The sequence below is a fragment of the Psychroserpens burtonensis DSM 12212 genome, assembly GCF_000425305.1.
GTDB classification, from domain to species: Bacteria; Bacteroidota; Bacteroidia; order Flavobacteriales; family Flavobacteriaceae; genus Psychroserpens; species Psychroserpens burtonensis.
This window is the reverse complement of sequence record NZ_KE384347.1, coordinates 57,820-83,984: the sequence shown is the minus strand read 5'-3', so window position 1 is coordinate 83,984 and position 26,165 is coordinate 57,820. Positions and strand designations below refer to the sequence as shown.

Genomic DNA, 26,165 nt, shown 5'->3' with positions numbered 1-26,165 from the left:
ATGAAAAAAATATTTTATTTCGTAATCCTCATAGGCGCATTATTGTCTTTTGGATTTACGTCGTTTTATCCAATTGATGGCTATAAAACTACTGGTATAAAGCGTTTATATCAATTACAAAAGTTTCAAGAAGATTCTGTGCCTTATAAGAAGATTCCTTTTGGAGCTTATAAAAAGTTAGAAGACATCAAATTGAACTTAGTATCTAGAAAAGATAGCATTGATGCTCTTTTAGTGGAGGATAAAGATTTTGCTAAGGATATAGGGAAACTGTTTCCAGGTGCGGGATATTCTGGAAGTATCATGGATATGTCAAATCCTGATAAATTACGTTATGCAGCATTTAGAGAAAATGTAGGTTATCAACCAGGAAGTGTTGGTAAACTGGCAGTACTCTTAGCAGTTATGGATCAAATGGATAAAGTGTGTCCAGACTCTTGGGAACAACGTGCTATGTACATGAGAGATATCAAAGTAACCTCGAGGTATTGGGGATTAGGCGATCATCACACTATTCCAATTTATGATATTGAAAAAAATAAGCTTATAAAACGTCAAGTGATTGCAACAGATGAGTTTTCATTATATGAATGGTTAGATCACATGGTCTCAGTTAGTAATAATGGTGCAGCGAGTATTATGTATCGTGAAGCTATATTAATGGCAGCTTTTGGTCCTGATTATGTCAATTTAAATGCAGAGAAAGCAGAACAATACTTTAAAGACACACCCAGAGATTCATTAACTAATTTAGCACATGCTGTAGTCAATGAACCTTTACGAGAACTAGGGATTACGGAGGATGATTGGCGCTTAGGAGGTATGTTTACAAGGACTGCTGATAAGTATGTTGGTAGAAAAGGAGGCAGTACTAGTACGCCAAAAGGATTGATGAAATTTTTAGTTCAATTAGAGCAAGGGAAGGTTATTGATGAGAAATCTAGTTTAGAAATAAAGCGTATTATGTATTCTACAGATCGTAGGATTAGATATGCAAAATCTAGTCGATTAGATAGTGCAGCAGTATATTATAAATCTGGTAGTTATTACAAATGTGATCGCGTAAAAAACCCCGACTGTAAAGATTATGCTGGAAATGTGTTTAACTTTATGAATTCTGTAATTATTGTAGAGCACCCTAATGGAGTGAAATATATTACGTGTTTAATGACTAATGTTCTCAATAAGAATTCTGCAGGAAACCATATGTACTTGGCCAGTATGATTGATGATATTATAAATAAAGATAATAATGCAATGAAGGAAGCAATAAAAGAAGTAGAGTATAAAAGTGATAAAGACGAAACAGATAATTAATAATTATTGTTTATTCTTTTTCAATATGGCTAAAGCATCAAGTGCAAAGAATTTTACATTTTTGTTTTGATGCTTTTTGAGTTTGTTTAGAATTGGTTTATAGCTGTCATCTCCAAGTAATTTAATAAGCTGTAAAGCCTCTAGTTTTATTTTCTTTCCTCTGTTTTTTATGAGCATTTGTAAACACTCCTTTTCACTCATTATTCTCAATTGTAAGGTAGAAGTATCACTGTCGTTATTTGATAATACATAATGCTCAATAAGAGGTAAGACAGATTGTTTTAACTGACTTCGAAGCAGGTTGTCTAAAAATTCTAGTGCATTAATTCGAGCCTCTTTTACATTACTTAGTAGAGCTGAGTACGTGATTTCTATATCTGATTCTTCATAGACTAAACTTAATAAATTGAATAGACATTTTAAGCTATCTTCAGTTTGCCCCTCAAGAACTTCAATGATTCGCTGTCTCGCTATTAATAATTCAGGTGATTGATGAGGTGAATTTTCGTCAGGTAATTCTAAATGGATAACCTGTTGTAAAGAAGCAATAGCATCTAGAGTACGCTTGTAATAAGCACTCTCTTTTATGATTCTATTTCTAAGTAAACGCTTATTAAAATACAAGCCATTATCATTATTTTTTAATTTGTTTAAAGCTTTAATGGCAGCCAAACGTATGATGATGTCCTTACTATTAAGTAATTTCATAAGAACATTGACTGCTTTTTGAGTTTTAAATGCACTAATGATCTTTGGCATCTGGGAAGCTATGTTGTTGTTGATTGTTTCCGTTTTTTCTAATTCAACAATATAATCAATGATCTTAATACCGTAATTTTTGAGAGCTTTTATAGCAGTTTTTCGATATATTTTTTCTGAAACAAACTCAAATAGTTTATCAATAAATTGATCGCTAGAAGCTATTCCTGCAGCTTTAATAGCATGCTTTTTTATATACGTATTATCATTTTCTAGATGAGTCGCAATAAATGGAAAGTACTTAGCCATACCAGACTCGGCAATAGTGATTAGTAGTGATGCAATTGAGGGTTCTCTCTCTTGATTTTCTGGTAAGGATAAAGATGTAACTCTAGTTTCAATTCTATTGTATAAATTAAATTGTAATGCGAGTTTTTGATTGGCAGATGCTTCTTTTGCTAAGCATAATAGTGCCGCATTGGAGATGTAATCGCTGTCATGATTTAAATAGGTATTAAAAAACGGATGTTCTTTTATAGAAGAATGATTTAAAATATACTCTAGAGCAGTAAACACTAATTCATCATCTTCTGCATATACCAAAGGTTCGACACGATTTAATCCAGTTCCTTTATCATAAATATAAAATTGTTTGATAGCAGCAGCTTTTACTTTATTAGAGGGATGATTAAGTAAGCCAATAATACTAGTTTTAAGGGCATTAAGTTTATTGGACTTTAAGTAGTTTAATAAGTTTAATATTTGCTCTTCTTGCCCTTCGTTTAGGATCTTGCGAGCAGCTTTTAAAGTCGTTTGAAATTTTGCTTTAGAAGATGTTTCCGAAGTATTACTATTAAGTGTGCGCTGAATATTTACTCTAAATGAATCAAAATAAGCCTCACGCAGTTTATAAATGAGAATAATCCAGATAAATACAAATAGAATTATGATTACTGTAATATAAGAGGTGTTTAAGTCTAATTTTCTAATTAAAAATATAAGTATAAAACCAGCGATACCAGTAGATATGCTGTCTACGGCGACATCAATATAAGATTTTGCTTGATTTTTTATTTGTAACGGTATTGGCATAATTGACAATTCAATAGCAGCCTTATGAATAGATTGTTTAAAGCTACCATCCACTCCTTTTATGATGATTAATACCCATAACTCCGGAAATGTTAAAAACAACAAACTACCGAGTGCTATAACAAACGGTAGGATCAATAGGGTGGAAGCAACGCCTAGTTTGCTTAATATGCGGTTAGTTAGAAACAATTGCATCGTCAGTGCGATCACATTAAAAGTAGAGAACCAAAATCCGAAAAAAGAGGCTAATTCTTCAGTATCTGAAAAGGCTTTATTTGCAAAATCACTAAACTGAAAATCTACTAGTTTTGCAACAATAACACTTATGCCTGTAATTAACGCAAGATAAGTAAGGTGCTTTGATTGTAAAATCACTTTGAAAGAACTTTGCTCTAAGCCATCTTCGGTATGTTTTCGTTGTGCTCTAATATACGTATTGAGCTTATGAACTCTTAATTTCCAAATCTTGTGAATGATTGGGATACAGCTGAGAATTAGAATAGCTGCCAAAACAATAACTTCCTTATTTCCAAAATTAGTAACTACAAGACTTGTTAAATAGCCACCAAAAACACCTCCTGCGATTGCTCCAGCACCAATAAAACCAAATAATCGTTTTGCTTCCCTAGCATTAAATACCATATTTGCCAACACCCAAAATTGAGATGTAGCCATTACAGCAAACAATGACACTGCTAAATAGTAAACATAAAGCAGCCAATCTTCCAAAAGCGAATATTCTAAAATTATGGCGAGCCCTAAAAAGATCAAACTAAAGGTTATCAAAGATATTGAAGTCACTTTTAGTAACGAAAATTTTTGAATAGCTCGATTATAAAAATAGGAGGTAATAACTGCTACTACAGCTACTAAAAGATAACCATAGGGTAAATTATCGGCACCAAGTCGAGATAAAAATAATGCATTTACTGTTGGCTTAACAATTAGTAAAACAGTTATAACAATGAAGATGTATAACTGCATTAAAAAAGAGATGTATATTTCACCATCTCTTATGCCAAATGTTTTATTAATTAAAGTTCTAAGCAAGCCTTATTTTTTCGTTTTTCCTTTCGATAAAGAACGTGATTTTTTTAATATTTTTTCTACTGGCATTACTAAATCTCGTATAATTTGTTCTCCAAAAGCGTTGTCTATCAAAGCGACGATAATATATTTGCGTTTAGGTCCCCAAACTAAAGCAGAATCTGCATGCCAGTTCTTCCAAGACCCTGATTTTCTATAAACAGTGGCATTAGGTGCAATCTTATCCAAAGTGTTTACGAATTTATGATGTAGAGCAGGATCTTTTAGAATAGCTAACATTTCTTCTGAACTCTCGGTACTTACTAAATTGCCCATAGCTAATTGGTAGTAAAACCTACAAACTTGTTTCGCTGTTGCTGCGTGACTTAAGCCCTTCATTGGTTCCGGGTTTCGTTTCCCCCCAGCTGCATATCTTTTGCCTACCCAGAGTCCGCCACCTTCTTCCTCATCATAAAACATATTTTGAGGTGATCTTAGAACAGCTTCAATTTTCTCATAACCCAAACGATCAATCATTCTAGTAGATGCTTGGTTATTTGATTTACTAATCATTAAACGTAAATCTTTTTTGATTTCTTTAGTGTATTCTAATTCACCTTTGTCAATCGCATCCATGGCAGCGAGCAAGATTGCTATTTTTGGTAAACTAGCAGCATACATCATATGGTCATCATTAATACCAGCGTACTTATAATCGCCTTCAACGCTTAAATCTACAATGCCAATAGACATTAGGTTTTTAGCTATTAGGCCTTTCCATGTAGGGTTTGAATTTATTTCAGTGTATAGTAGATTGCGAAGTTCGATATTTTCTATTTCAGCAATCTTATCAATTTCGTTCACTTGTTCAAGAGGAAGCTCGTCTTGAGCAAAACTTGTCCATGTCGTATATACGAATGCAAATAATAAAATATAATTTTTTATTGGTATCATCTAAGCGTTGCTCTATAAGAGACAAAATCAACAAAATATATTCCACAAAGTGGATGTTGAAAAAAATATTTTGATCTGTTTTGTCTGGTTGTTTAATTCTATTTATTAAAGTATGCTATTTGATATTATATCTGTTTGAAGTATGCGTTCTATAGGTTTAACAAGGCTGCGAATGATATTTTCGCCTTGAGAATCTTCAATAAGCGCAACTAAAATATAGCGTCTATTAGGCTCTTTTCCCCAAACGAGTATGGAATCTGAATGGTAACTTTTCCATGATCCAGATTTTCTATACAATTCTGCCTCAGGTGCAATTTGTTCAATCGTATTTACAAATTTGTGATGTAATTCAGGATCACCCATTATTTTAAGCATTTGTGTTGATCGTTTTCTGTTTACTAATTTGCCATTAGCTAACAAATAATAATAGCGGCATACTTGATTTACCGTTGCTGCATGACTCAGGTTTTTAAGTGGTTCTCTATTTGTGTCTCCACCACTTCCATAACGTTTTCCAACCCAAAGTCCGCCTCCATGATCTTCATCATAAAACATATACTTAGGATCTGTCATTACCGCTTCAATTTTATCATAACCAACTCTATCTATCATTCTGGTTGAGGCAGCATTATTGGATTTACTAATCATGAGACGCATGTCATTTTTTACATCATTTGTCTCTTTAAGTTCTCCTTTTTCAATGGCATCCATGGCAGCTAAAAGAATTGCAATCTTAGGTAAACTAGCTGCATACATCATGTGATTACCGTTGATGTTGGCAAATTTTACTTGATTAGGGTTGCTTAAATCTACGACGCCAATAGACATCTTTTTTTGGGCGATTAATGATTTCCAATGCGGATTCTTGTTTATCTCTCTTTCTAAACTAGCTTGTAACTGCGAATCAACTAGGGTTCTAAGTGGTTTAATTTTAGAATCATTCATTTTAATAGGAAGTCCATTTTGACTAAAAAGGACACTATAAAAAATTAAAAACAATAGCGTAAATACAAATTTGTTTGTCATCAATTTATGTTATTAGAAAGTAGCCAAAATTATCTAATAAATGAATTGCTTTGATGTTAAATTTCACAGCTGACTAAAAATTTATTTTATAGTAAAAACGCCAATTTTTTGAATATAGCGGTTGAAACTGTTAAAATTTATATTTTAATCGTAAACAAATCTGCTTATAAAGGGATATTCCCATACTCACACTTATGTCTGTCCACTTCTTTATCTTGCAACATAGCAAATGCCTCAATCAACTTTCCTCTTGTGTTCTTCAAAAGAATAGCATCAGTTTAAGACCTTTCTTTTTAAAATCATAAGGTTTAGCAATTTTGTTTTCTTTGATAGAATTATAAATAGTTCTTAATCCATTTAAGGACTCACTTAGCATGTCGCCTAAGGCAAATTAAGGATCATAAACGAACGTTTAATTTAGAATAAAAATTTTACAATTTATTAACTGTTCCATAAGATTATATTAAAGCTTATAACTAAAAATAAAGGTCTCTTTACTTAAAAAAAAAATGGAGTTATTTTTAGTCGCTTTTGGAGCCTTATTTTCAATTATGAATCCTTTGGGAACAGTCCCTGTTTTTGTTGGATTAACAGAAGAGCATAGTAAAAAGGAACGTGCAATCACTGCTTTTTGGACTGCCATTGACGTGCTTATAATCTTACTCTTATCTTTTTTTGCAGGACATTATATCCTATCCTTTTTTGGGATTAGCTTAAATGCCTTAAAAATTGCAGGAGGTTTAATAATCGCTTCTTCAGGTTTTGCTTTGTTAACTGGTAAATTTAAGGAGCACAAAGGGATGAAGCGGCAGAAAGTACAGGAAGATATTCATTCTCGAGAGGCTATTTCACTAACACCTTTAGCCATACCTATGTTAGCTGGTCCTGGAACCATTTCTTTGCTCATTACCTATAATCAAGAATATCAACGTACTATAGATGTTTTAATAATTGTTGGTGCCTTGGTGTTAGCAGCACTATCCATTTATTTAGTGTTAAAAGGAGCACATTTTATTGTGAAGTTTTTGGGAGCGTCTGGTATCAACGCATTGTCTAGAATTATCGGGTTTATTGTTATTGCTATTGGCGTTGAATATATTATTGCTTCTGTGGTGGATATAGTCTCTCACATTAAATTTTAAAACATAAAAAATTACTTAACTTTGAGTGGTTTTTTGTTTTATAAAGGAATATTTCCATGCTTTCGTTTAGGTCTGTCCACGTCTTTATTTTGTAGCATAGCAAATGCCTTAATCAACTTTCGCCGTGTGTCCTTAGGGAGTATGACTTCGTCAATAAAACCACGTTCAGCAGCGCTATAAGGGTTGGCGAAAAGTTCAGCATATTCTGCTTCTTTTTCTTTCCACTTCGCTTCTTTATCTTCAGAAGCATTGATTTCCTTTTTAAAAATGATCTCTGCAGCACCTTTTGCGCCCATAACAGCAATTTCTGCACTTGGCCAAGCAAAATTTATATCACTACCAATATGTTTTGAGTTCATGACATCGTAAGCGCCTCCATAGGCTTTTCGAGTAATAACTGTGATTCTTGGCACTGTAGCTTCACTAAAGGCATACAGTAATTTTGCACCATGAACAATAATTCCATTCCACTCTTGGTCGGTTCCAGGTAAAAATCCTGGCACATCTTCTAAGGTCAACAACGGAATATTAAAACAGTCACAAAAACGAACAAAACGTGCTGCCTTTTTAGAGCTATTCACATCTAAAACACCAGCTAAAAACAGGGGTTGATTGGCAATAATTCCAATACTTCGTCCTCCTAATCGTGCAAAACCTACAAGTATATTCTCAGCATGATTTTTATGAATTTCATAAAATGAATCTTCATCAATAATACCAGTGATTACCTCATGCATATCATAAGGTTTGTTGGCGTTATCTGGTATAATTGTAGATAAATTTTCTCTGACTTCATCTTGCAGTTCAAATGGGAGTAGCGCAGGAGTTTCAGTATTATTTTGTGGCAGATAGCTCAATAGCGATTTTAGATCTTCCAAACATTCTACGTCATTTGGAGATGTTTTATGAGCCACCCCAGATTTTGTAGAATGTGTGCTTGCGCCTCCAAGTTCTTCTGAAGTCACCGTTTCATTGGTTACTGTTTTTACAACATTTGGTCCAGTGACAAACATATAGCTAGTGTCTTCCACCATTAATGTGAAATCTGTCATTGCAGGAGAGTACACGGCACCACCAGCACAAGGTCCCATGATTGCAGATAATTGAGGTATCACACCAGAGGCCTGTACATTGCGATAAAAAATATCAGCGTAACCTCCAAGAGAACGCACACCTTCCTGTATGCGAGCACCTCCAGAATCATTAAGCCCTATTATTGGAGCACCCACTTTAACTGCTAAATCCATAACCTTGCAAATTTTTTCGGCGTGCGTTTCAGACAATGAACCACCAAAAACAGTGAAATCTTGAGCAAAAATATAGATTAGTCTTCCGTTAATAGTTCCATAACCCGTAACCACACCATCCCCATAGAATTTTTGCTTTTCCATGCCAAAATCTTTTGTCCTGTGCATTACTAAGGCACCAATTTCTTCAAAGGATTGGTCATCTAAAAGATACATGACGCGCTGTCTAGCGGTCAATTTCTTTTTTTCATGCTGCTTATCAATTCTAATTTGGCCACCTCCTAAATGGGCTAATCTTAATTTTCCGGTGAGGTCTTTTATTTTATCGTCCATTGGTATGGTGTGTTGTTTTGTTGCTTTTTGTTGAGTTGTTTTTACTCAAACATGATACTCATTTTATACTTACTGCTGGTTATTAAAACCCTTATTATGTCACTTTGTGAAATCTGTCTTCCAATTGCGAAAAGGGAAGAGCTTTACTATTGATAAATTTTAACTTTTTTCAAATACTCTTAAACTCTGTGCTTTCTTCGTGAATCTTTGCGTGATAGTTTTTCAACTTCAGGTTCAACTTCTTTCTGGAATTTTCAATTGTTTCTGTTCTTCGATATAGTGCTTAACTGCAATTAAAGCAGCGATTCTAGCTTCAGTTTTTTGTTGCTCTAGTAATTGTTCTGGCGCATAATATTTTTTTACAAAATGGGTGTCAAAATTACCACTTCGGAAAGCGTCATGCTGACAAACAAAGGTTCCAAATGGTAAGGTGGTTTGAATGCCTTCTATGTGATAATCGCTAATGGCGCTTATCATTAACGAAATGGCCTCGTCACGCGTATTTCCGTAGGTAATCAACTTAGAGATCATAGGGTCATAATAAATAGGAATTTCCATGCCTTCTTCAAATCCGTTATCAACTCGAATCCCTTTGCCTTCAGGCATTTTGTATGTTTCTAAAGTTCCAACACTAGGTAGGAAGTCATTAAGCGGGTCTTCAGCATATACACGCAATTCTAGAGCGTGGCCATGAATCTTTATGTCCTCTTGCTTCATGGGTAAAACCTCACCACGAGCCACTTGAATTTGAAGTTCTACCAAATCTGTATTTGTAATGATTTCAGAAACTGGATGTTCTACTTGTAAGCGCGTATTCATCTCTAGAAAATAGAAATTAAGATTCTCGTCTAGTAAGAATTCCACAGTACCTGCGCCAACATAATCACAGGCTTTAGCAACTCTTACAGCGGCTTCGCCCATTTCTTGACGTAGCTTTGGAGTTAGCACACTAGAAGGTGCCTCTTCAACTACTTTTTGGTGGCGACGTTGAATACTGCACTCGCGTTCAAATAAATGAATCACATTACCGTGCGTATCTGCCATCACTTGGATTTCAATATGTCTTGGTGATGCCACATACTTTTCTATAAATACAGAGCCATCACCAAAAGAATTAATCGCTTCACTAATAGCGCGATCCATTTGAGGTTCAAATTCAGCTTCGTTTTCTACAATACGCATTCCTTTTCCACCACCTCCAGCAGACGCTTTTATAAGAATAGGAAATCCGATTTTTGCAGCTATTTTTTTGGCTTCAGGAATATCTGTAATGGCTTTATCAGTTCCAGGAACCATTGGTATGTCATACGCTTTCACGGCATCTTTTGCAGCAAGTTTACTTCCCATGACACGAATGGCATGAGATTTAGGACCGATAAAGATGATGTTATTTTTTTCGCAGGCTTCAGCGAAATCTGCATTTTCACTCAAAAACCCATAACCAGGATGAATCGCATCGACATTGAGGCTTTTTGCAACTTCGATTATTTTACTCCCTAATAAATAAGATCTGCTAGAAGGCGCTTCTCCAATATGAACTGCTTCATCTGCGTATTTTACGTGGGGTGATTGTCTGTCTATTGTGGAGTACACTGCAACGGTTTTGATTCCCATTTTTCTCGCAGTTTTCATCACACGTATTGCGATTTCTCCACGATTTGCTACCAGTATTTTTTTCATTGAAAAAATGTGTTTTTCATTTCCGTGAAAACGGAAATCTTATTGTTTTATTTTAAGGAGGTTTTTGAAGCCTGGCTGGACACTAACAAGTGATTATGTCTCAAACTCAATTAGCAATTGATTTTTATCTACAGCATCTCCTTTTTCAACAGAGATAGATTTAATAATTCCTTCTCTAGGAGAGGTTAATACGTTTTCCATTTTCATGGCTTCTAAGATCAATAGTGTATCATTTTCTTTAATGTGCTGTCCAGCTTGTACACTAATTTCGAGGATTAATCCAGGCATTGGAGCTTTTATATCATTAATGACTTTAGAGCTTCCTACCTCAAATCCCATTTCTTTTATTAATGAGTCTAACTCATTAAAAACGTGTATATTATAAGTAGTATTGTTGATTTTTACTTGAATTAATTTTTTATTGAAATTTGAAGTGGATATTTCAGCTTTAAAAGAGGTATTATCATATAAAACATGATACACGTTATCTGAAACTTTTATGCTGTTGAGTTGGGAACTTTCTGTTTCTGAAATATCAAAATTTAATGACGAATTGACATTTACTTTAAAGGATTGACTCATTAAAATAGGTTTTAATTTGATGTAAAGATAACGAAATATAACGTTTTCGTAAACGTGAATTTTTAATAAAAGAACTAAAAATATTTATAGATATTATAAGTTATTTTGAGAATTAAAGCGCAAATCGTATAGGTGTTTTTTATCACTTTACGTGCCGATTTTATTCCAAAAATTAGTAAAAAAAGTTAAGTTATTTCCTTTAAAACAGCTTCGATCACATGTTCATAATAAGCTTTGTTGGAAGGCACAAAATGATTATTTACACCAATGTTATCAAGAATTTCATGAAACTCAAACATAGAGACATATTTTAAATCTTCTACTTCTTCTATTTGCGCATCAAAATCTTCTAACCATAAATCGGTCTTAACTATAAATGTATGATGAAATTCATTGTCTGTTATGCCGTTGGGATGAGAGTTAAAACACTCATAAACGCCCACTTTAATTAACTTTTCTTCGGAAATATCAACTCCTATTTCCTCTTTAGCTTCTCTAACAGCAGCCTGTTCGGGAGTTTCTCCTGCATCAATATGTCCAGCAACCGAAACATCCCAAAGTAACGGGTAAATTAATTTTGATGCTGCACGTTGTTGGAGTAGGACATCACCTTCCGAAGTAAAAAACCAAACATGAGTAGTGTTGTGTAAGTGCCCTTTTGAATGGATTTCAGATTTTGGTACAGAAACCCCTGTTGGTGTTCCGTTTTTGTCTACGATGTCTATGTGTTCTTCCATGGGCTATTTGATAACAGATTTAATACAGTCAACGAGTTTAATAAAATCCTTTTCTGTATTAAATAAATGACAAGAAATACGAATAAATTTGCCTCTAAAGGAGACAAATATCTGTTGCTGTTGTAACGCCGTTTTTAGTGTCTTAACATCTATATTTTCTGGTAGCTTTACACCAAATAAATGATGGGTTCTATAATCTGGGTGTTCAATTTGGCATCCTAAAGTAATGAGTTGTTGTGTCGCTTCAAATGAAATTGAACGACAATACGCTTGTATGGATTCTGGAGTCCATTTTATGATTTGCTTTAGTGCTTCAATTTGCATTTTCACATAGATGAAATCACCACTTTCTCCAACGGCATAACGATTTGCGAATGGTTTATACTGCTCTTCATAATTGGTTAAATCTGAGAGCTTTTCACTATGCATTCGGTTGGCCCAGTTGTCTTCAATAGACTCTCCATGGTCAAAATAGCTTCCGTAGTAGGCATAACCACAACCGTAAGGTCCAAATAGCCATTTGTAGCCAGCGCAAATCAAGGCGTCTGGTTCAATCTCTTTTATTGAAAAGTGAACAGCACCAATGGTTTGACTCCCATCAATAATTAATAGCGCGTTATGTGTATTGGTCTTCTCTCTAATTGCTTTAAGGTTGAAAACAGTTCCGTTAGACCAATGTATATTTCCTAAAGCGACTACTGCCGTTTTACTAGTAATGGCATCTAGAATATCTAGATTCCACTGTTTAGCGTTATTGACTTTTAAATTAGGACTGGCAATCGTTACAAGTTTTGCATCATATTTATTAGCAAGTTTTTTCCAAGCATAAATATTACTTGGAAACTGTTCTTCAATAACTAGAATCTCATCATTAGGATTCAACTTGATATTATTTGTTACGGTTGCTATTCCGTATGAAACAGATGGAATACTTGCAATACGTTCTGGTTCGTCATTATCAATCAGTTTGGAAAACAAACCTTTGAGTTCGGTTACAGGATCAAAAAAATCAGAAACAGGAATGGTATACGGTTTACTCTTTTGAAGGACCGCATCCAAACCAGCTTGCTCAACTGCTTTAAAGGAAGGCGAAAGGCTAGCTATATTTAAATAGGTTACTTCGTCTGGAATACTGAATAGATGATTTTGGTTTGATAATGTCATAATTAAAGAAAAAAAATCCTGCAAAAGCAGGATTGATTAGTTATTCAAAATAAGAAAATGTTTCATCACCCTTTATTTTAAGTAAGGTTTCGTAGATCATTTTAATCACGTTTTCAACGTCATCACGATGGACCATTTCAACAGTGGTATGCATGTAGCGTAATGGTAATGAGATCAATGCAGAAGCCACGCCACCATTACTATAAGCAAAGGCATCTGTATCTGTTCCTGTTGCTCTTGATAAAGCAGAACGTTGAAAAGGTATTTTCTTTTCTGTAGCAGTATCTGTAATTAAATCGCGCAACTTTTGTTGTACAGCAGGAGCGTAAGCAATCACAGGACCTTTACCAATCTCGAGAGCACCTTGTGTTTTTTGATCAATCATTGGTGTGGTTGTATCATGAGTGACATCGGTTACAATCGCTACATTTGGCTTAATAGTGTGGGTAATCATCTCTGCACCGCGAAGACCAATTTCTTCTTGTACAGAATTAGTGATGTATAAACCAAATGGTAGTGTCTTTTTGTTTTCTTTAAGTAATCGAGCAACTTCAGCAATCATAAATCCGCCCATTCTATTATCTAGAGCACGACATACAAATTTATCCTTGTTGAGAATATGAAATGTATCAGGATAGGTGATGACACAGCCCACATGAATGTCTAATTTTTCAACCTCCTCTTTTGTTGAGCAACCACAGTCAATAAATATATTGTCTGGTTTTGGAGCTTCTTCTTTAGATTTATTACGTGTATGAATTGCGGGCCAACCAAACACGCCTTTTACAATACCATTTTTAGTATGGATATTTACAATTTTACTAGGTGCTATTTGATGGTCACTACCACCATTTCTAATGACATAAATTAATCCGTTGTCTGAAATATAGTTCACATACCAAGAAATTTCATCTGCATGACCTTCAATGACCACTTTATACTTAGCTTTTGGATTGATCACACCAACAGCAGTTCCGTAGGTATCGGTAATAAATTCATCAACATAAGGTTTTATATAGTCCATCCAAACTTTTTGTCCTTCCCACTCATAACCAGTAGGAGCAGCATTGTTTAGATAATTTTCTAGGAAATCAAGTGATTTTTTATTTAATATACTTTTTGTAGCCATAAGAATTATAGTATTTCAATTTCTGTAAAAATAAAAGGATTAATTGAGTTTATATGACTTAGGAAAAGATTTTTGTAACAAATTCATCTATTTTTACACTTATAACTTTATAAATTAAACTAAACACGCTTCTGATGAAATTAGTCATTACAAATCTTACAAAAACATACAAGAATGGCGTAAAGGCCATTGATAATCTAAATCTAGAAATCGGAACAGGAATGTTTGGGCTGCTTGGTCCAAATGGAGCAGGTAAGTCCTCACTTATGAGAACGATTGCGACTTTACAAAGTCCGGATTCTGGTTCAATTATGTTTGGAGATATTGATGTTTTGGAAGATAAAATGGCCTTGCGTAAAATCTTAGGGTATTTACCACAATCATTTGGTGTGTATCCAAAAATGTCTGCGGAAGATTTACTCGACTACTTTGCGGCATTAAAAGGTGTAAGTTCTAAAGCAGATCGACAAGTTTTAGTTAAAGAAGTCCTTGAAATAACAAATCTATACGACGTACGTAAAAAACATGTTGCAGGTTATAGTGGCGGAATGAAACAACGTTTTGGGATTGCCCAATTATTATTAAACAATCCAAAACTCATCATAGTAGATGAACCAACTGCAGGATTAGATCCAGCTGAGAGACACCGTTTTTTAAATGTTCTTAGAGAGGTTGGAACCAATTGTACGGTGATTTTCTCAACACATATTGTTGAAGATGTCAAAGAACTATGTAATGATATGGCCATTTTAAATGGCGGTCGTATTTTAAAGCAAACCACACCATCTCATGCTAGAAAAGAATTGATTGGCAAAATTTGGACTAAGATTGTTGAGCGTGACGATTTAGAACAAAATGAAACTGTCTACAATGTATTATCTTCAAACTACAATGAAGATAATACGCTTAATATAAGAGTGTTTGCAGATGAGCAACCAGATGCTGATTTTATAACATCAGAACCACAATTAGACGATGTGTACTTTATTGCCTTAAAGCAAGACGAGCCTGTTTTAAGCTAATTTCATTGATAACTATAAAAAAAGTACATTATGTTTTCTACTATATTTTTTCATGAATTAAAATATTGGCTAAAAAAGCCAGCATTTTATATTTATATGGCAATTTTCTTTGCCTTAGCATTGTTTATTTCTGCGACAACAGCAGGTTTTTTTGATAGTATTACTGCGACTACAGGGTCTTCAAGAATAGTAAACTCACCAAGTGGAGTTACCAATTTATTTAATGGATTGACCATATTTATATTTTTCTTGTTTCCATCAATTGTTGGTGTATCTGTATATCGTGATTATAAAAGCGAGATGCATACCATTTTATATTCCTATCCCTTTTCAAAAGGGAATTACCTATTTGCTAAATTTTTTAGTTCAATTTTAATTGTGACCTGTATCGTGCTAGTCATCGGTATTGCTATGTTTATTGGTTTTAGATTGCCGGGAACAAATGCTGAGATTGTCACCGCTTTCGATTTTAAATCCTATTTTGATGCCTATTGGGTTTTTATACTACCTAATATTTTACTTTTTGGAGCTATTGTATTTGCCGTAGTCACATTTACAAGAAATATTGCAGCTGGATTTATTACAGTTATTCTTATATTATTTGTTCAAGGTGTGACAGAAAGTTTATTATCAGATCCAGATAGCAGATATCTCGCAGGATTGTTAGATCCTTTTGGAGCTGCAGCATCAGATTATTACACGAGGTACTGGACAGTATCAGAGCAAAATGAATTACATATACCTATCAAAGAATTGATTCTTTACAACCGTTTATTGTGGTTGGGTGTAGCGAGTTTGGTTTTTGGTTTGGTCTATAAATTCTTTCAATTTAGCCAGAACGCTTTGTCATTCTCGTTATTTAAAAAAGCTAAAGGAGAACGTGCTACCAAGCGAAATTTTGGTGGGATTATACGAATTAACCTTCCAAAGGTGAATTTTGATTATTCAATCCTTCAGAATTTAAAAACAACTTGGAAACTTTCTAATGTAGATTTCAAATACATAGCTAAAAGTTGGCCATTTATCTGTATTGTATTGGTAGGTCTAATCATCGTTTTAATTGCACTTGCAGACGTCGGCAACCCTTATTCAACTCAATCATATCCAAAAACATGGCGCATGCTTAGAGGCGGTGGCGCTTTTGTAGTTGCTATTAATATTTGTACATTTTTATATGCAGGAATGTTGGTGAATAGAAGTAAAACCAATAGAATAAATGGATTAATTGATGTGACTCCAATCCCTAATTGGTCCTTATTCTTGTCAAAATTTATTGCCATTATAAAAATGCAGATACTCTTACTTGCTGTGATTATGGTTGCAGGTATCCTATTCCAAATTTATAAAGGTTACTTTGATTTTGAAGTTGGGTTATATATTAAAGAATTATTCGGACTCAAATTAATAAATTATGTGATTTGGGCATTTTTAGCCTTAGCAGTACAAACATTAATTAGAAGCCCATATTTGGGATTATTTGTGTTGATTGTTCTATCTATTGGAATTCCGTTATTATCACTTGCAGGTGTTGAGCAGTCTATATTTAAGTATAATGAAGGTCCTGGTTTTGGTTATAATGATATGAATGGCTATGGAGATTCACTTGATCGTTATCTACTATACAAGGGCTATTGGTTGTTAGCAGGATTAATGTTATTGATCGTTACCGCTTTGTTTTGGGTTCGTGGATTACCACATTCATTTAAAGAACGTTTATTTATTGCAAAATCTCGATTTAAAGCGTCTGTAGCAATTACATTACTGGTATTGCTCGTTGGTTTTTTTACTTTAGGATATAGTATTTTTAAGGAGACTAATATTGACAATGTGCGCTATTCCTCTAAAGAATTAGAGAAATTAAGAGTAGATTGGGAGAAAACATATAAGACGTTTGAGAATTACGCGCAGCCGAGAATCATATCTGTAAAGACGGATATGAATATTTTTCCGAAGGAAAGAAACTTTGAGGCCTCTGGAGAATATGTTATGGTTAATAAAACCAATGAAATTATTGATAGTATTTTCTTAAGCCATAATGGCTATCCAAGTAAATTTGAGTTTAATAAAGCTAATGTAATAGTATTAGAAGATACTATTTATGATTTTGATATTTATCAATTGAAACAAGCTTTATTACCGGGAGACACCTTGAAACTTCATTTTACAGTTGAGAATGAACCTAATACATTGATTAATAATAATTCTCCTGTAGTTAGAAATGGTACATTTATTAACAATAAAGCATTATTTCCAAGTTTAGGATATTCTGGTGGTAGAGAGCTTACAGACAATAAAACGCGTAAAACATATGACTTACCACCAAATGATTTAAAACCACATCCAAGTGATTCTACAGCATTAGGAAACACCTATATCTCAAATGATAGTGATTGGATAGATTTTGAAACAACCGTTAGTACAAGTGAAGACCAAATAGCAATTGCTCCTGGTTATTTGCAAAAGGAATGGACGGAAGACGGTCGACGTTATTTCCATTATAAAATGGATAGTAAGATCTTAAATTTTTATGCGTTTAACTCAGCAGAATACGAAGTAAAACGCGATAAATGGAAAGATGTCAGTTTGGAAATTTATTACCATAAAGGTCATGAGTATAACTTAGAGCGTATGATGAGAGGAATGAAAGCCTCACTGGAATATAATACAGAGAATTTTAGTCCGTATCAACATAAACAATTGCGTATAGTAGAATTTCCTAGTGGTGGATTTGCGCAGTCGTTTCCAAATACAATTCCTTTTGGTGGAGACACCGGTTTTATAGCCGATATTGATGATAGCGAAGACGGAGGTATTGATTACACCTACGCCATCACAGTGCATGAAGTGGCTCATCAATGGTTTGCGCACCAAGTTATTGGAGCCGATGTATTGGGAGCAACAATGATGTCTGAGAGTATGTCTGAGTATGTATCGCTTAAAGTTTTAGAAAAAGAATTGGGAAAAGCTCAAATGCGTAAATTTTTAAAGAAGGCACTCGATGACTATTTAACGCAAAGAACTTTTGAAAGCAAGAGAGAAAGTGCCTTAATGTATAATGATGGCCAACAATATGTACATTATCAAAAAGGGTCATTAGTATTATATGCAGTGAGTGATTATATAGGTGAAAAGGTCTTAAATAATGCTCTTAAAACCTATGTAGAGAAAGTGAGATTTCAAGATGCACCTTATACAACTTCTATTGATATGGTAAATCATATCAAAGCGGTCACACCAGATAGTTTGCAATATATCATTAAAGATATGTTTGAAACGATTACCCTATATGACAATCGTATTTTAGATGTGTCTTCTTCGGAAATGGATAATGGCAAGTACAAAGTTGATATAGAATTCAACGTTAGTAAATATAGAAACGATGAAAAAGGAAAACGTTTTTATTCTGAAGAAGGTCGTGATTCTATTACGTATTTAGCTGAAGGAAAGGAGACGCCTTTAGTCTCTGTTAAACTAGAAGACTATATAGATATTGGCATTTTTACCGAAGATGATCTTGACGGAAAAAAGAAAGAGCGTATCTTATATTTGAAGAAGCATAAAATAACCGAAATAAATAACAAAATTTCAATTATAGTAGATGAGAAACCTACTGAAGTTGGCGTAGACCCTTTCAATATTTTGATAGATACAAGAAGTGATGATAATAGGCAGAAGCTGTAATGTTGCGAAGTAGCTAAAGTTGTTTATTGTTCAGTCTTGCTTACTCTCATAAGTAAAAAGAGATTAGATAAAATTATAATCTTCTGTCATTCCTTAAGCTTTGGAAGAACCCAGTTGAGATGCAATATAGTTCTCGACCACCTTCGAACTGACAAGTTTATAACTTTTCTCGTCCAGCCACTGTTAGTGTTTTCCCATTGGCCGCTGTTGGTGTTTTTCACTAAGCCACTGTTGGTGTTTTTCACCAACAGTTAAACTTGAATAGATTAAGAGACCTCTCAGACTTTAAAAACCTGATAGGTCTTTTTTATGCTCATTTCCGAAGAAAAAAATCATACTACCACAATATTAACAGGATTTAAAGGGTTTACAATCTGTAAATAATTAATTTTACATCCAAGTTGGAATAGTTTTAGATAACTACCTACTCATGAACCGAGCATGTCAAAATCGTCATTATTTAAGACAATGATTAATAGCGAACTCATGTGGCTTTTGAAAAATAATGAATCTTAACTCATGAAACAATTGTTATACATCGTATTGTGTTTTCCTATGTTACTTGCTGCCCAGATTGAGCCTGTGACCCAAGATTCTACTGCTGTGGAATATATTTTGGTGGATGGTGATTCTATACCAAAAACAGCTATTGATTTAGATGAAGTATTGCTGTTACACAAATTAAAATTCACGAGTAAAGAAGATCGTATTACCTATTTAATTTTAAAACGAAAGACTTTAAAGGTCTATCCTTATGCTAAATTAGCAGCAGACCGATTAACGACATTAAATGAACGTTTGCTCACGCTAGAAAGTAAACGCTCTCAAAAAAAATACGCTAAGATCATTCAAAGATATATAGAGGACGAGTTTTCGGCAGAATTAAAGAAACTCACCCGAACAGAAGGTCAGATTCTAGTAAAATTAATTCACCGTCAAACAGGTAAAACTACTTTTGGTTTAATTAAAGAATTGCGAAGTGGTTGGCGAGCATTTTGGTTTAATACGACTGCAAGCATGTTTGATATTTCTTTAAAGGAAGAATTTAATCCAATGGACGTGAAAGAAGATTTTTTAATTGAAGATATTTTAGAACGTGCGTTTCAAAACCGACTGCTAGAGCGTCAAAAGCCAGCAATTAGCTTCGATTTTTATGATTTAACAGATAAATGGTTGCGTAACAAAGCAACTGTAGAAACCAAAAATTAATGCGCATTCAAACCCCTTTTGAAGAACGTTTAAACGCATGGAGCCATGGCATCGGAGCGGCATTAGGTGTTGCTGGCTTAGTTATGCTAATTCTTTTTCTTCGTAAAGAAGTTCCCTATGCTTTGTTTAGTGTAATTGTGTATGGAGCAGCTATCATTACTCTTTTTTTGGCATCAACATTTTATCATGCAGTAAAAGGCGAAAAACGGAGGCATTATTTTAGAATTGTAGATCATATTAGTATTTATCTTCTTATTGCAGGAACCTATACACCTGTTTTAATTATTATGCTATCGGATAGTTTGGGATGGACACTTTTTTGGACTGTCTGGGGAATAGCAGCGGTTGGTACTCTGCTAAAGTTATTTTTTACAGGTCGTTTTGAGATTTTTTCAACGCTCTTATATTTGGTAATGGGTTGGTTGATTATTTTTGATTTTACTGCTTTGTCCGCTCGCATGCCAATCAACGGACTTTATCTTTTATTCGCAGGAGGTTCTTTTTATACTGTTGGAATTATCTTTTATCTGGTAGAAAAAATCCCATATAACCATGTGATTTGGCACCTGTTCGTTTTAGCAGGCGCTATTTGTCATTTTTTTATGATTTATGGATCTGTGATATAAAAAAAAATCTTTGTAAAGCGATACGTTTTTTATAAAATCTAGTGAAAATTGACTGGATGAATACAATCTTAAATTTACGCGACTTTGGTGTTGTCACTGTTTATGTACTCGTTAGATGAGTTTATAAAAAAACTTACTCAATCCTAATAGACCGTGTCGTAAACGATAAGCCTTGTTGTCCTGCGGTAGAATTCATTACACCTTCAAATAAAGGTTCAGGGCAATTTTGAGGAATACTCCACTCAAAAATAAAGTTTGATCCAGTACCTCCTTCAATATCAACTTCATCAATAATAATTTCGGTAGTTTCTAGAGGCGCTAAATAAATAGCATGATCAAAATAAGTGGTCAATAAATTGCCATGTGTACCATAATAACTCGCTTTAAGAATGTAAATAGTATCTTTTGTGCTAAGATTTCTTAGGCTAGCCAGAGCTGTTAAATTACGTGTTTTGTGTTGAGATATACTGTAAATCTGTGAGTATATGGATAAATAGGATAGTCCCGTTTGTAAGTTCGTTTTATTAGAAATATCAATTTTACGTTTTGCCCAGTTTTCTTTATGTACATCTTCGGTTTCTTGTGAGGTATCACAACTAACGATAATTATAGAGAGAACGAAGAGTATAGAGGTTAGTTTCATAGTTTTGAGATCTATTACACGTCACGTGTAGTTCTGTTAATAATGATAACGGTCTATAACGAAGTTCGACTATTTAGTCGAGAAATTCAAATTAACTAATCCTCTAGTACATCACGATACTCCTCAAAGAAGGCTTCATATTGATTCATAGTTTCATTAAAAAATACCATAACATCTCGCCAAGTGTTTTTATTATGGATAGAGACCTTCTGTTCTAGAGGTCTATAGATTCTAGAAATTTCTTTACCGTTTTCTAGGACGTATTCTTCTTTAAAAATAACATCAGGAAGATAGTCATCAATTAAAATAGATTTTAAAGATTGTAGTTTCTCCCAGTATTTGATTCGGTTTTCTAAATCATCTTCGAGGTCAAGAGTGACTAATGCCTTTTTAGTATCGAAATGAAATTTAAACGAAAAGCCTTTGATTTTTGTATCATATAGAATCCATTTTCTAGGGAAAGACTTCCCGAAACTTGTCCAGAACTCTTCTCTTAAAATACGACTCTCTTCTTTTGAAAACATGTATAATAGTATTTTTGAATAATAGACTGCTTAGCTTTACAAAAGAAAACAAAACTTAGGAGAATTTCTTTTGGTTTTACATTCCTATATAGAACTAGTAATACATTATATATAGTTTTTTAGACTATTTTTTTAATTCATAATTGATATTAATTGACTTATTCCATAAAAGTAAATTCCACCAATTATTAAAAGTCCGATAAAATTTAATTTTATTGTTGTGCTTTTTAAGTCCGTCCATATACTAATTAATTTTTCTTTTTCAGAAACGACAACTTTTGTATTCCCAATAAAATCACCAATTCGTCTTTTGGGATTTATGAATCCGACAATGACTTCTAAAGACCAAGCTAAATATACTGTCAAATTCCTTATAAAGCATTGTAATTCAGTCGCAGGTTTTTCAGTTTTCCGATTAATAACTTGATGTCCTAAAATTCGTTTTGCAGGACTTTTAGTATTAAAAAAATCTTTGTTTAAATACAAAAAAAACATTGATAAGAAAGCAAACCTCGATACCTGATTATTAAATTTCACTTATCATTATATTCATCATCATAAGCCATGGAGGAACAATAACCATCGTCATAATTAAATGATCCAACAGCATACTTGAAACGCGATGGAATCTTATATTGAATTTTGAAATCTTACTAACTTCTTTGTGTAAAATCTCTTTATAATCAGTTTCGTTCATAATCAAATTAACGCTTACTAAATGATATAAGCAATTCCAACACCCAAAATAATGGCAATCAATTTTGAAAGATTGAACTTATGACCTTCACCACTTTCAAAAAGTATCGTCGTAGAAATATGGAAAAATATTCCAATGACAATGGCATTGATCATTGTAAGGTAATCAGTGGATATTTCCGAAGCATTAGAAATAAAAGTTCCCAACGGTGTCATTATGGTGAATACAACTAGGAAACTTATAATTTGAATTTTACTAAAGCTAGATTGTAGTAAAAAGGCAGAGATGAGTGCTGCAATTGGGATTTTATGAATGAGAACTCCGTAAACCATATCGTTATGCTCGTGTATTGGGAAGCCTTCTAAGAAACTGTGTAAACAGAGACTTATAAATAACATCCATGGAAAGGCAGTCTCGTCTTTATGAATATGTACATGTCCATGCTCGGCTCCTTTGGAGAAAAACTCTAAAATGATTTGAAGTAAAATACCACCCATGATAAATAATCCAGTTGTTTTTGCTTCAAGATGATGATACACTTCTGGGAGTAAATCAAAAAGGGTGAGTGCTAATAAAAAAGCACCACTAAAAGAGAGTAGGAGTTTGGTGTAAGATAATTTATCTTTTTTGGTTATGAATGCCAAAATAACACCAATACCAACTGCGAGTATGGGAAGTAAGTACGACTGCATTATTTAAATATCATGACTAAACGTTCTGATGTTTTTGGATCAAACCGGTTTAATTTATAATCACCAAAAACGTCTAACAAATAGACCCCTGCTTTTTCAAAGAGAGCTTCAAAGTCTTCTAAAGTAAATGCTCTAACGCGTTCTTGAAATTTATAATCTTCACCTTCTGCAGAAAAAGAAATATCTTTTACAATATAACCATCTACCACACTTCTTTTTTGATGGAAGTCGATACCGTCAACAGTTTTTACATTTTCATCTACTAAGTTATTTATAACTTTGTTACTGTTTAAAAAGTCGATAACACCAAAACCAGACGCATTTAAATCTGCATGTATCGCTTTTATAGTGTTTAAGTTGTCCTCTTCTTTTTCAAAGTAGCCAAAACTTGTAAATAAATTAAAAACCGCATCAAATTGTTTTTTATAAGGTTTGCACATGTCATGTACTTCAAATTGAAGTGTTTCATTTTCAAATTGTTTGGCGTACTCGATGCTGTTTTCAGATAAATCTGCTCCTGTAACATGATAGCCTAAACTATTGAGATATACAGAGTGTCTCCCTTTTCCGCAAGCTAAATCTAAAATTTCACCGTGTTCAGGAATATTGAGATAATTGGTGAGGTTATCCATGAAATGTTGCGCTTCAGTATCATCACGGTCTTTATATAAAATATGGTAAAACGGTGAGTCAAACCACGAGGCGTACCATTGTTGAGTGTCTTTTGTCATATACATTTCCCACGAAAGTGGGAATCTCATTATTAAATATCGTTAGGTTGCCACAAAAATACTTTATTTTCGCAACCTATTAGACTATGTTCATGGAGAATAATTACAAAATGGTAGCCAAAACCTTATTTGGCTTTGAAGAGTTATTAGAGCGAGAACTCATACAATTAGGTGCAATGCATGTTAAAAAAGGCGTTAGAAACGTTAGTTTTGAAGGTGATAAGGGCTTTATGTATAAGGCTAACTTAGCACTACGTACTGCCATTAAAATACTAAAACCTATAAAAACTTTTAAGGTGCTTAATGAACAAGATCTTTATGATCAGGTTTATAAAATGCCTTGGGATAAGTATCTAAAGGCTACTGGAACCTTGGCTGTAGATGCTACAGTACATTCAAAGGCTTTTACACACTCTCAGTATGTCGCCTTAAAAACTAAAGATGCTATTGTAGATAAGTTTAGAGAGACTGATGGACAACGACCAAATGTGGATCTGCGTTTTCCTGATTTGAAGATTAATGTTCATATTGACCGACAAGTTTGTACAATATCGTTAGACTCGTCTGGAGAATCTTTACATAAGAGAGGTTATAAAACGGCAACGAATATTGCACCTATAAACGAAGTGCTTGCTGCAGGACTTGTTATGTTGTCTGGTTGGGATGGTCAATCTGATTTTATGGATCCAATGTGTGGTAGTGGAACTATTTTAGCAGAAGCAGCTATGATTGCGTGTAATATTCCACCAAATTTAATGCGTAAGGAGTTTGCTTATGAGCGTTGGGGAGATTGGGATGTAGACTTATTTGAGAAGATTGAAGCATCATTACTCAGTAAAACTAGAGATTTTCATCATAAAATGATTGGTTATGATAAGTCGCCAAGTGCAGTTTCAAAAGCTAAGGACAATATAAAGAATGCTCATTTAGATGAATTTATCACTATAAAGCATGAGGATTTCTTTAAAACACAAAAAGCAGGTGAGAATAAATTACATATGGTTTTTAATCCTCCTTACGGTGAGCGTTTAGATATTAATATGGAGGAGTTTTATAAAAATATTGGTGATACCTTAAAACAAGGATACCCTGGAACAGACTCTTGGTTTATTACTTCAAACCTTGAAGCTTTAAAACATGTTGGTTTGAGGCCTTCTCGAAAAATTCATTTGGTGAATGCAAAATTAGAAGCACGACTTGTCAAATACGTGATGTATGAAGGGAGCAAGAAGGGGAAGTACATGAATAATGATGAAGATTAAATAATGATAAAGTGTTTGCTCTGTTTTGTGGTATTACTTCTTATTAGTGTCGCTGGTTTTGGACAAGAATTAAAATGTAAAACGTTTAAAACAGGGACTTTTATTATTCCGGGGGACTCTATAGTGTCTCGGTCTACTTTGAAAAGAAGTAAAACCTCCCAAACAGAACGTATCTCTGCCAAAGAATTTACTAATCTGGATATCAAATGGTTAGACGACTGCAATTATGTATTGACGTTGAGTACACCAACACCAGAGCATACACTATCTGAAGTTGAAAAATTAATTGAAAAAGACGGTGGTTTGAGAATTGGAATGCTAAGAACGGCTGCGGATACTCTATTTTTTAGAGCTACGGCTAAAATAAATGGAACAGAACATTCTAGAGATGGTTATCAAATGAAAGTGAGTAAGGATTATTAGATGTGAGGCTTTATTTTTTTGCCAAATATTATTTATTCATCTAAAAAGGTAATAGATTTAAGAACTTCTAAGCCTTCCTCTAAAGTGATATCATAGCAGTATAGTGCTATGTCATAGACTTTCTTTATATCATCACGATGAATAACGGCATTAATTATTGTTTCCTTGTGTTCTTTATTATAGCAAACAGAGTAAAAGCTTTCGTGATTATTTAAAAATGAAGCACCTACTTTTTTAAATTCTAGTCTCATATCTGAGCAACCTTGACTAGAAGAAAATTTTATGTCATTTAAGTATTTCTCTGACTGATCTGGGTAGTTAATTATTTCCATATTTATACCTACTATATCATTGCCAGCATCATAATCTGTTTCATTTTCGTCACCTTCGCTATCTACCTTAGTCTTTGTAATAAAAGTAAGTTTTCCATCTTTCCACACATTGGTATGTTGTGCATTTAATGTCATTTGAAAAGCAATAAGTAAAACTATGGTAAAGACTGATTTCATGTTTTTTGTATATTTAAA

At 33.7% G+C, this 26,165-nt stretch carries 23 protein-coding genes; 8 read left to right on the top strand and 15 right to left on the bottom strand.

Annotation, left to right across the window (positions count from 1 at the left end; all coding sequences use genetic code 11):
* A complete protein-coding gene (locus H593_RS0117035; protein ID WP_028873524.1) occupies window positions 1-1,317 on the top strand; it encodes a serine hydrolase in 1,317 nt (438 codons plus the stop codon).
* A gap of 3 nt (window positions 1,318-1,320) precedes the next feature.
* Here H593_RS0117035 and H593_RS19640 read toward each other — a convergent pair whose 3' ends face one another.
* The 3 genes from H593_RS19640 to H593_RS0117020 all read right to left on the bottom strand — a co-directional run bounded on the left by H593_RS19640 (window position 1,321) and on the right by H593_RS0117020 (window position 6,114).
* Window positions 1,321-4,158 (bottom strand): Npt1/Npt2 family nucleotide transporter, encoded by a 2,838-nt coding sequence (locus tag H593_RS19640; RefSeq protein WP_037052858.1) that lies wholly within the window; start codon window positions 4,156-4,158, stop codon window positions 1,321-1,323.
* Between the two features lie 3 nt (window positions 4,159-4,161).
* Window positions 4,162-5,088: a serine hydrolase gene (locus H593_RS0117025; protein WP_051229807.1), complete on the bottom strand. Its 927-nt coding sequence runs from the start codon at window positions 5,086-5,088 to the stop codon at window positions 4,162-4,164.
* Between the two features lie 105 nt (window positions 5,089-5,193).
* The gene (locus H593_RS0117020) at window positions 5,194-6,114 is read right to left on the bottom strand and encodes a serine hydrolase (protein WP_028873522.1); all 921 of its coding nucleotides are present in this window, start codon (window positions 6,112-6,114) and stop codon (window positions 5,194-5,196) included.
* A 509-nt stretch (window positions 6,115-6,623) separates the two neighbouring features.
* On the opposite strand from H593_RS0117020, the gene H593_RS0117015 reads away from it, so the two are divergent.
* Window positions 6,624-7,256 (top strand): MarC family NAAT transporter, encoded by a 633-nt coding sequence (locus tag H593_RS0117015; RefSeq protein WP_028873521.1) that lies wholly within the window; start codon window positions 6,624-6,626, stop codon window positions 7,254-7,256.
* 38 nt (window positions 7,257-7,294) lie between these two features.
* Here the strand turns inward: H593_RS0117015 and H593_RS0117010 are convergent, their stop codons facing one another.
* From H593_RS0117010 to H593_RS0116985, 6 genes are all read right to left on the bottom strand, one after another.
* Complete coding sequence (locus tag H593_RS0117010) at window positions 7,295-8,836, bottom strand: acyl-CoA carboxylase subunit beta (protein WP_028873520.1); 1,542 nt, start codon at window positions 8,834-8,836, stop codon at window positions 7,295-7,297.
* A 234-nt stretch (window positions 8,837-9,070) separates the two neighbouring features.
* Window positions 9,071-10,516 carry an acetyl-CoA carboxylase biotin carboxylase subunit gene (locus H593_RS0117005; RefSeq protein ID WP_028873519.1) on the bottom strand — a complete coding sequence of 482 codons (1,446 nt, stop codon included), beginning with the start codon at window positions 10,514-10,516 and terminating at the stop codon, window positions 9,071-9,073.
* Between the two features lie 93 nt (window positions 10,517-10,609).
* Entirely contained in the window at window positions 10,610-11,098 is a 489-nt protein-coding gene (locus H593_RS0117000; RefSeq protein ID WP_028873518.1) for an acyl-CoA carboxylase biotin carboxyl carrier protein subunit, read from the bottom strand.
* Between the two features lie 185 nt (window positions 11,099-11,283).
* On the bottom strand, window positions 11,284-11,835 hold the full coding sequence (locus tag H593_RS0116995) for an NUDIX hydrolase (protein ID WP_028873517.1): 552 nt from the start codon (window positions 11,833-11,835) through the stop codon (window positions 11,284-11,286).
* A gap of 3 nt (window positions 11,836-11,838) precedes the next feature.
* Window positions 11,839-12,999 (bottom strand): aminotransferase class V-fold PLP-dependent enzyme, encoded by a 1,161-nt coding sequence (locus H593_RS0116990; RefSeq protein WP_028873516.1) that lies wholly within the window; start codon window positions 12,997-12,999, stop codon window positions 11,839-11,841.
* Window positions 13,000-13,039: 40 nt separating this feature from the next.
* Complete coding sequence (locus H593_RS0116985; protein ID WP_028873515.1) at window positions 13,040-14,128, bottom strand: M42 family metallopeptidase; 1,089 nt, start codon at window positions 14,126-14,128, stop codon at window positions 13,040-13,042.
* Window positions 14,129-14,262: 134 nt separating this feature from the next.
* On the opposite strand from H593_RS0116985, the gene H593_RS0116980 reads away from it, so the two are divergent.
* From H593_RS0116980 to trhA, 4 genes are all read left to right on the top strand, one after another.
* A complete protein-coding gene (locus H593_RS0116980; protein WP_028873514.1) occupies window positions 14,263-15,150 on the top strand; it encodes an ABC transporter ATP-binding protein in 888 nt (295 codons plus the stop codon).
* Window positions 15,151-15,180: 30 nt separating this feature from the next.
* Window positions 15,181-18,831 carry an ABC transporter permease/M1 family aminopeptidase gene (locus H593_RS0116975; protein WP_028873513.1) on the top strand — a complete coding sequence of 1,217 codons (3,651 nt, stop codon included), beginning with the start codon at window positions 15,181-15,183 and terminating at the stop codon, window positions 18,829-18,831.
* Window positions 18,832-19,350: 519 nt separating this feature from the next.
* The gene (locus tag H593_RS0116970) at window positions 19,351-20,040 is read left to right on the top strand and encodes a DUF4294 domain-containing protein (protein WP_028873512.1); all 690 of its coding nucleotides are present in this window, start codon (window positions 19,351-19,353) and stop codon (window positions 20,038-20,040) included.
* The gene (gene trhA, locus H593_RS0116965) at window positions 20,040-20,666 is read left to right on the top strand and encodes a PAQR family membrane homeostasis protein TrhA (RefSeq protein ID WP_028873511.1); all 627 of its coding nucleotides are present in this window, start codon (window positions 20,040-20,042) and stop codon (window positions 20,664-20,666) included. Before H593_RS0116970 ends, trhA begins: the two co-directional genes overlap by 1 nt.
* 133 nt (window positions 20,667-20,799) lie before the next feature.
* Here trhA and H593_RS0116960 read toward each other — a convergent pair whose 3' ends face one another.
* The 5 genes from H593_RS0116960 to H593_RS0116935 all read right to left on the bottom strand — a co-directional run bounded on the left by H593_RS0116960 (window position 20,800) and on the right by H593_RS0116935 (window position 23,953).
* Window positions 20,800-21,309 carry a DUF3124 domain-containing protein gene (locus H593_RS0116960; RefSeq protein WP_028873510.1) on the bottom strand — a complete coding sequence of 170 codons (510 nt, stop codon included), beginning with the start codon at window positions 21,307-21,309 and terminating at the stop codon, window positions 20,800-20,802.
* A 95-nt stretch (window positions 21,310-21,404) separates the two neighbouring features.
* Window positions 21,405-21,833, bottom strand: coding sequence for a DUF4268 domain-containing protein (locus tag H593_RS0116955; RefSeq protein WP_028873509.1), 429 nt, complete (start codon window positions 21,831-21,833; stop codon window positions 21,405-21,407).
* Window positions 21,834-21,965: 132 nt separating this feature from the next.
* Entirely contained in the window at window positions 21,966-22,370 is a 405-nt protein-coding gene (locus tag H593_RS0116950; RefSeq protein WP_157588931.1) for an RDD family protein, read from the bottom strand.
* Between the two features lie 177 nt (window positions 22,371-22,547).
* Entirely contained in the window at window positions 22,548-23,222 is a 675-nt protein-coding gene (locus H593_RS0116940; protein WP_028873507.1) for a ZIP family metal transporter, read from the bottom strand.
* Complete coding sequence (locus H593_RS0116935) at window positions 23,222-23,953, bottom strand: class I SAM-dependent methyltransferase (RefSeq protein ID WP_028873506.1); 732 nt, start codon at window positions 23,951-23,953, stop codon at window positions 23,222-23,224. Before H593_RS0116935 ends, H593_RS0116940 begins: the two co-directional genes overlap by 1 nt.
* 92 nt (window positions 23,954-24,045) lie before the next feature.
* On the opposite strand from H593_RS0116935, the gene H593_RS0116930 reads away from it, so the two are divergent.
* Together H593_RS0116930 and H593_RS19635 are read left to right on the top strand one after the other, a co-directional pair.
* A complete protein-coding gene (locus H593_RS0116930; protein WP_028873505.1) occupies window positions 24,046-25,215 on the top strand; it encodes a THUMP domain-containing class I SAM-dependent RNA methyltransferase in 1,170 nt (389 codons plus the stop codon).
* Between the two features lie 3 nt (window positions 25,216-25,218).
* Window positions 25,219-25,638, top strand: coding sequence for a hypothetical protein (locus H593_RS19635; protein ID WP_147231016.1), 420 nt, complete (start codon window positions 25,219-25,221; stop codon window positions 25,636-25,638).
* 32 nt (window positions 25,639-25,670) lie between these two features.
* On the opposite strand, the gene H593_RS0116920 is transcribed toward H593_RS19635, so the two are convergent.
* Window positions 25,671-26,147, bottom strand: coding sequence for a hypothetical protein (locus H593_RS0116920; RefSeq protein WP_028873504.1), 477 nt, complete (start codon window positions 26,145-26,147; stop codon window positions 25,671-25,673).
* Window positions 26,148-26,165: the final 18 nt, after the last annotated feature.

Coding starts and splice junctions, on each gene's coding strand:
- H593_RS0117035 (WP_028873524.1), top strand. CDS start 1: ATGAAAAAAATATTTTATTTCGTAATCCTCATAGGCGCATTATTGTCT.
- H593_RS0117025 (WP_051229807.1), bottom strand. CDS start 5,088: ATGATACCAATAAAAAATTATATTTTATTATTTGCATTCGTATATACG.
- H593_RS0117020 (WP_028873522.1), bottom strand. CDS start 6,114: ATGACAAACAAATTTGTATTTACGCTATTGTTTTTAATTTTTTATAGT.
- H593_RS0117015 (WP_028873521.1), top strand. CDS start 6,624: ATGGAGTTATTTTTAGTCGCTTTTGGAGCCTTATTTTCAATTATGAAT.
- H593_RS0117010 (WP_028873520.1), bottom strand. CDS start 8,836: ATGGACGATAAAATAAAAGACCTCACCGGAAAATTAAGATTAGCCCAT.
- H593_RS0117005 (WP_028873519.1), bottom strand. CDS start 10,516: ATGAAAAAAATACTGGTAGCAAATCGTGGAGAAATCGCAATACGTGTG.
- H593_RS0117000 (WP_028873518.1), bottom strand. CDS start 11,098: ATGAGTCAATCCTTTAAAGTAAATGTCAATTCGTCATTAAATTTTGAT.
- H593_RS0116995 (WP_028873517.1), bottom strand. CDS start 11,835: ATGGAAGAACACATAGACATCGTAGACAAAAACGGAACACCAACAGGG.
- H593_RS0116990 (WP_028873516.1), bottom strand. CDS start 12,999: ATGACATTATCAAACCAAAATCATCTATTCAGTATTCCAGACGAAGTA.
- H593_RS0116985 (WP_028873515.1), bottom strand. CDS start 14,128: ATGGCTACAAAAAGTATATTAAATAAAAAATCACTTGATTTCCTAGAA.
- H593_RS0116980 (WP_028873514.1), top strand. CDS start 14,263: ATGAAATTAGTCATTACAAATCTTACAAAAACATACAAGAATGGCGTA.
- H593_RS0116975 (WP_028873513.1), top strand. CDS start 15,181: ATGTTTTCTACTATATTTTTTCATGAATTAAAATATTGGCTAAAAAAG.
- H593_RS0116970 (WP_028873512.1), top strand. CDS start 19,351: ATGAAACAATTGTTATACATCGTATTGTGTTTTCCTATGTTACTTGCT.
- trhA (WP_028873511.1), top strand. CDS start 20,040: ATGCGCATTCAAACCCCTTTTGAAGAACGTTTAAACGCATGGAGCCAT.
- H593_RS0116960 (WP_028873510.1), bottom strand. CDS start 21,309: ATGAAACTAACCTCTATACTCTTCGTTCTCTCTATAATTATCGTTAGT.
- H593_RS0116955 (WP_028873509.1), bottom strand. CDS start 21,833: ATGTTTTCAAAAGAAGAGAGTCGTATTTTAAGAGAAGAGTTCTGGACA.
- H593_RS0116940 (WP_028873507.1), bottom strand. CDS start 23,222: ATGCAGTCGTACTTACTTCCCATACTCGCAGTTGGTATTGGTGTTATT.
- H593_RS0116935 (WP_028873506.1), bottom strand. CDS start 23,953: ATGACAAAAGACACTCAACAATGGTACGCCTCGTGGTTTGACTCACCG.
- H593_RS0116930 (WP_028873505.1), top strand. CDS start 24,046: ATGGAGAATAATTACAAAATGGTAGCCAAAACCTTATTTGGCTTTGAA.
- H593_RS19635 (WP_147231016.1), top strand. CDS start 25,219: ATGATAAAGTGTTTGCTCTGTTTTGTGGTATTACTTCTTATTAGTGTC.
- H593_RS0116920 (WP_028873504.1), bottom strand. CDS start 26,147: ATGAAATCAGTCTTTACCATAGTTTTACTTATTGCTTTTCAAATGACA.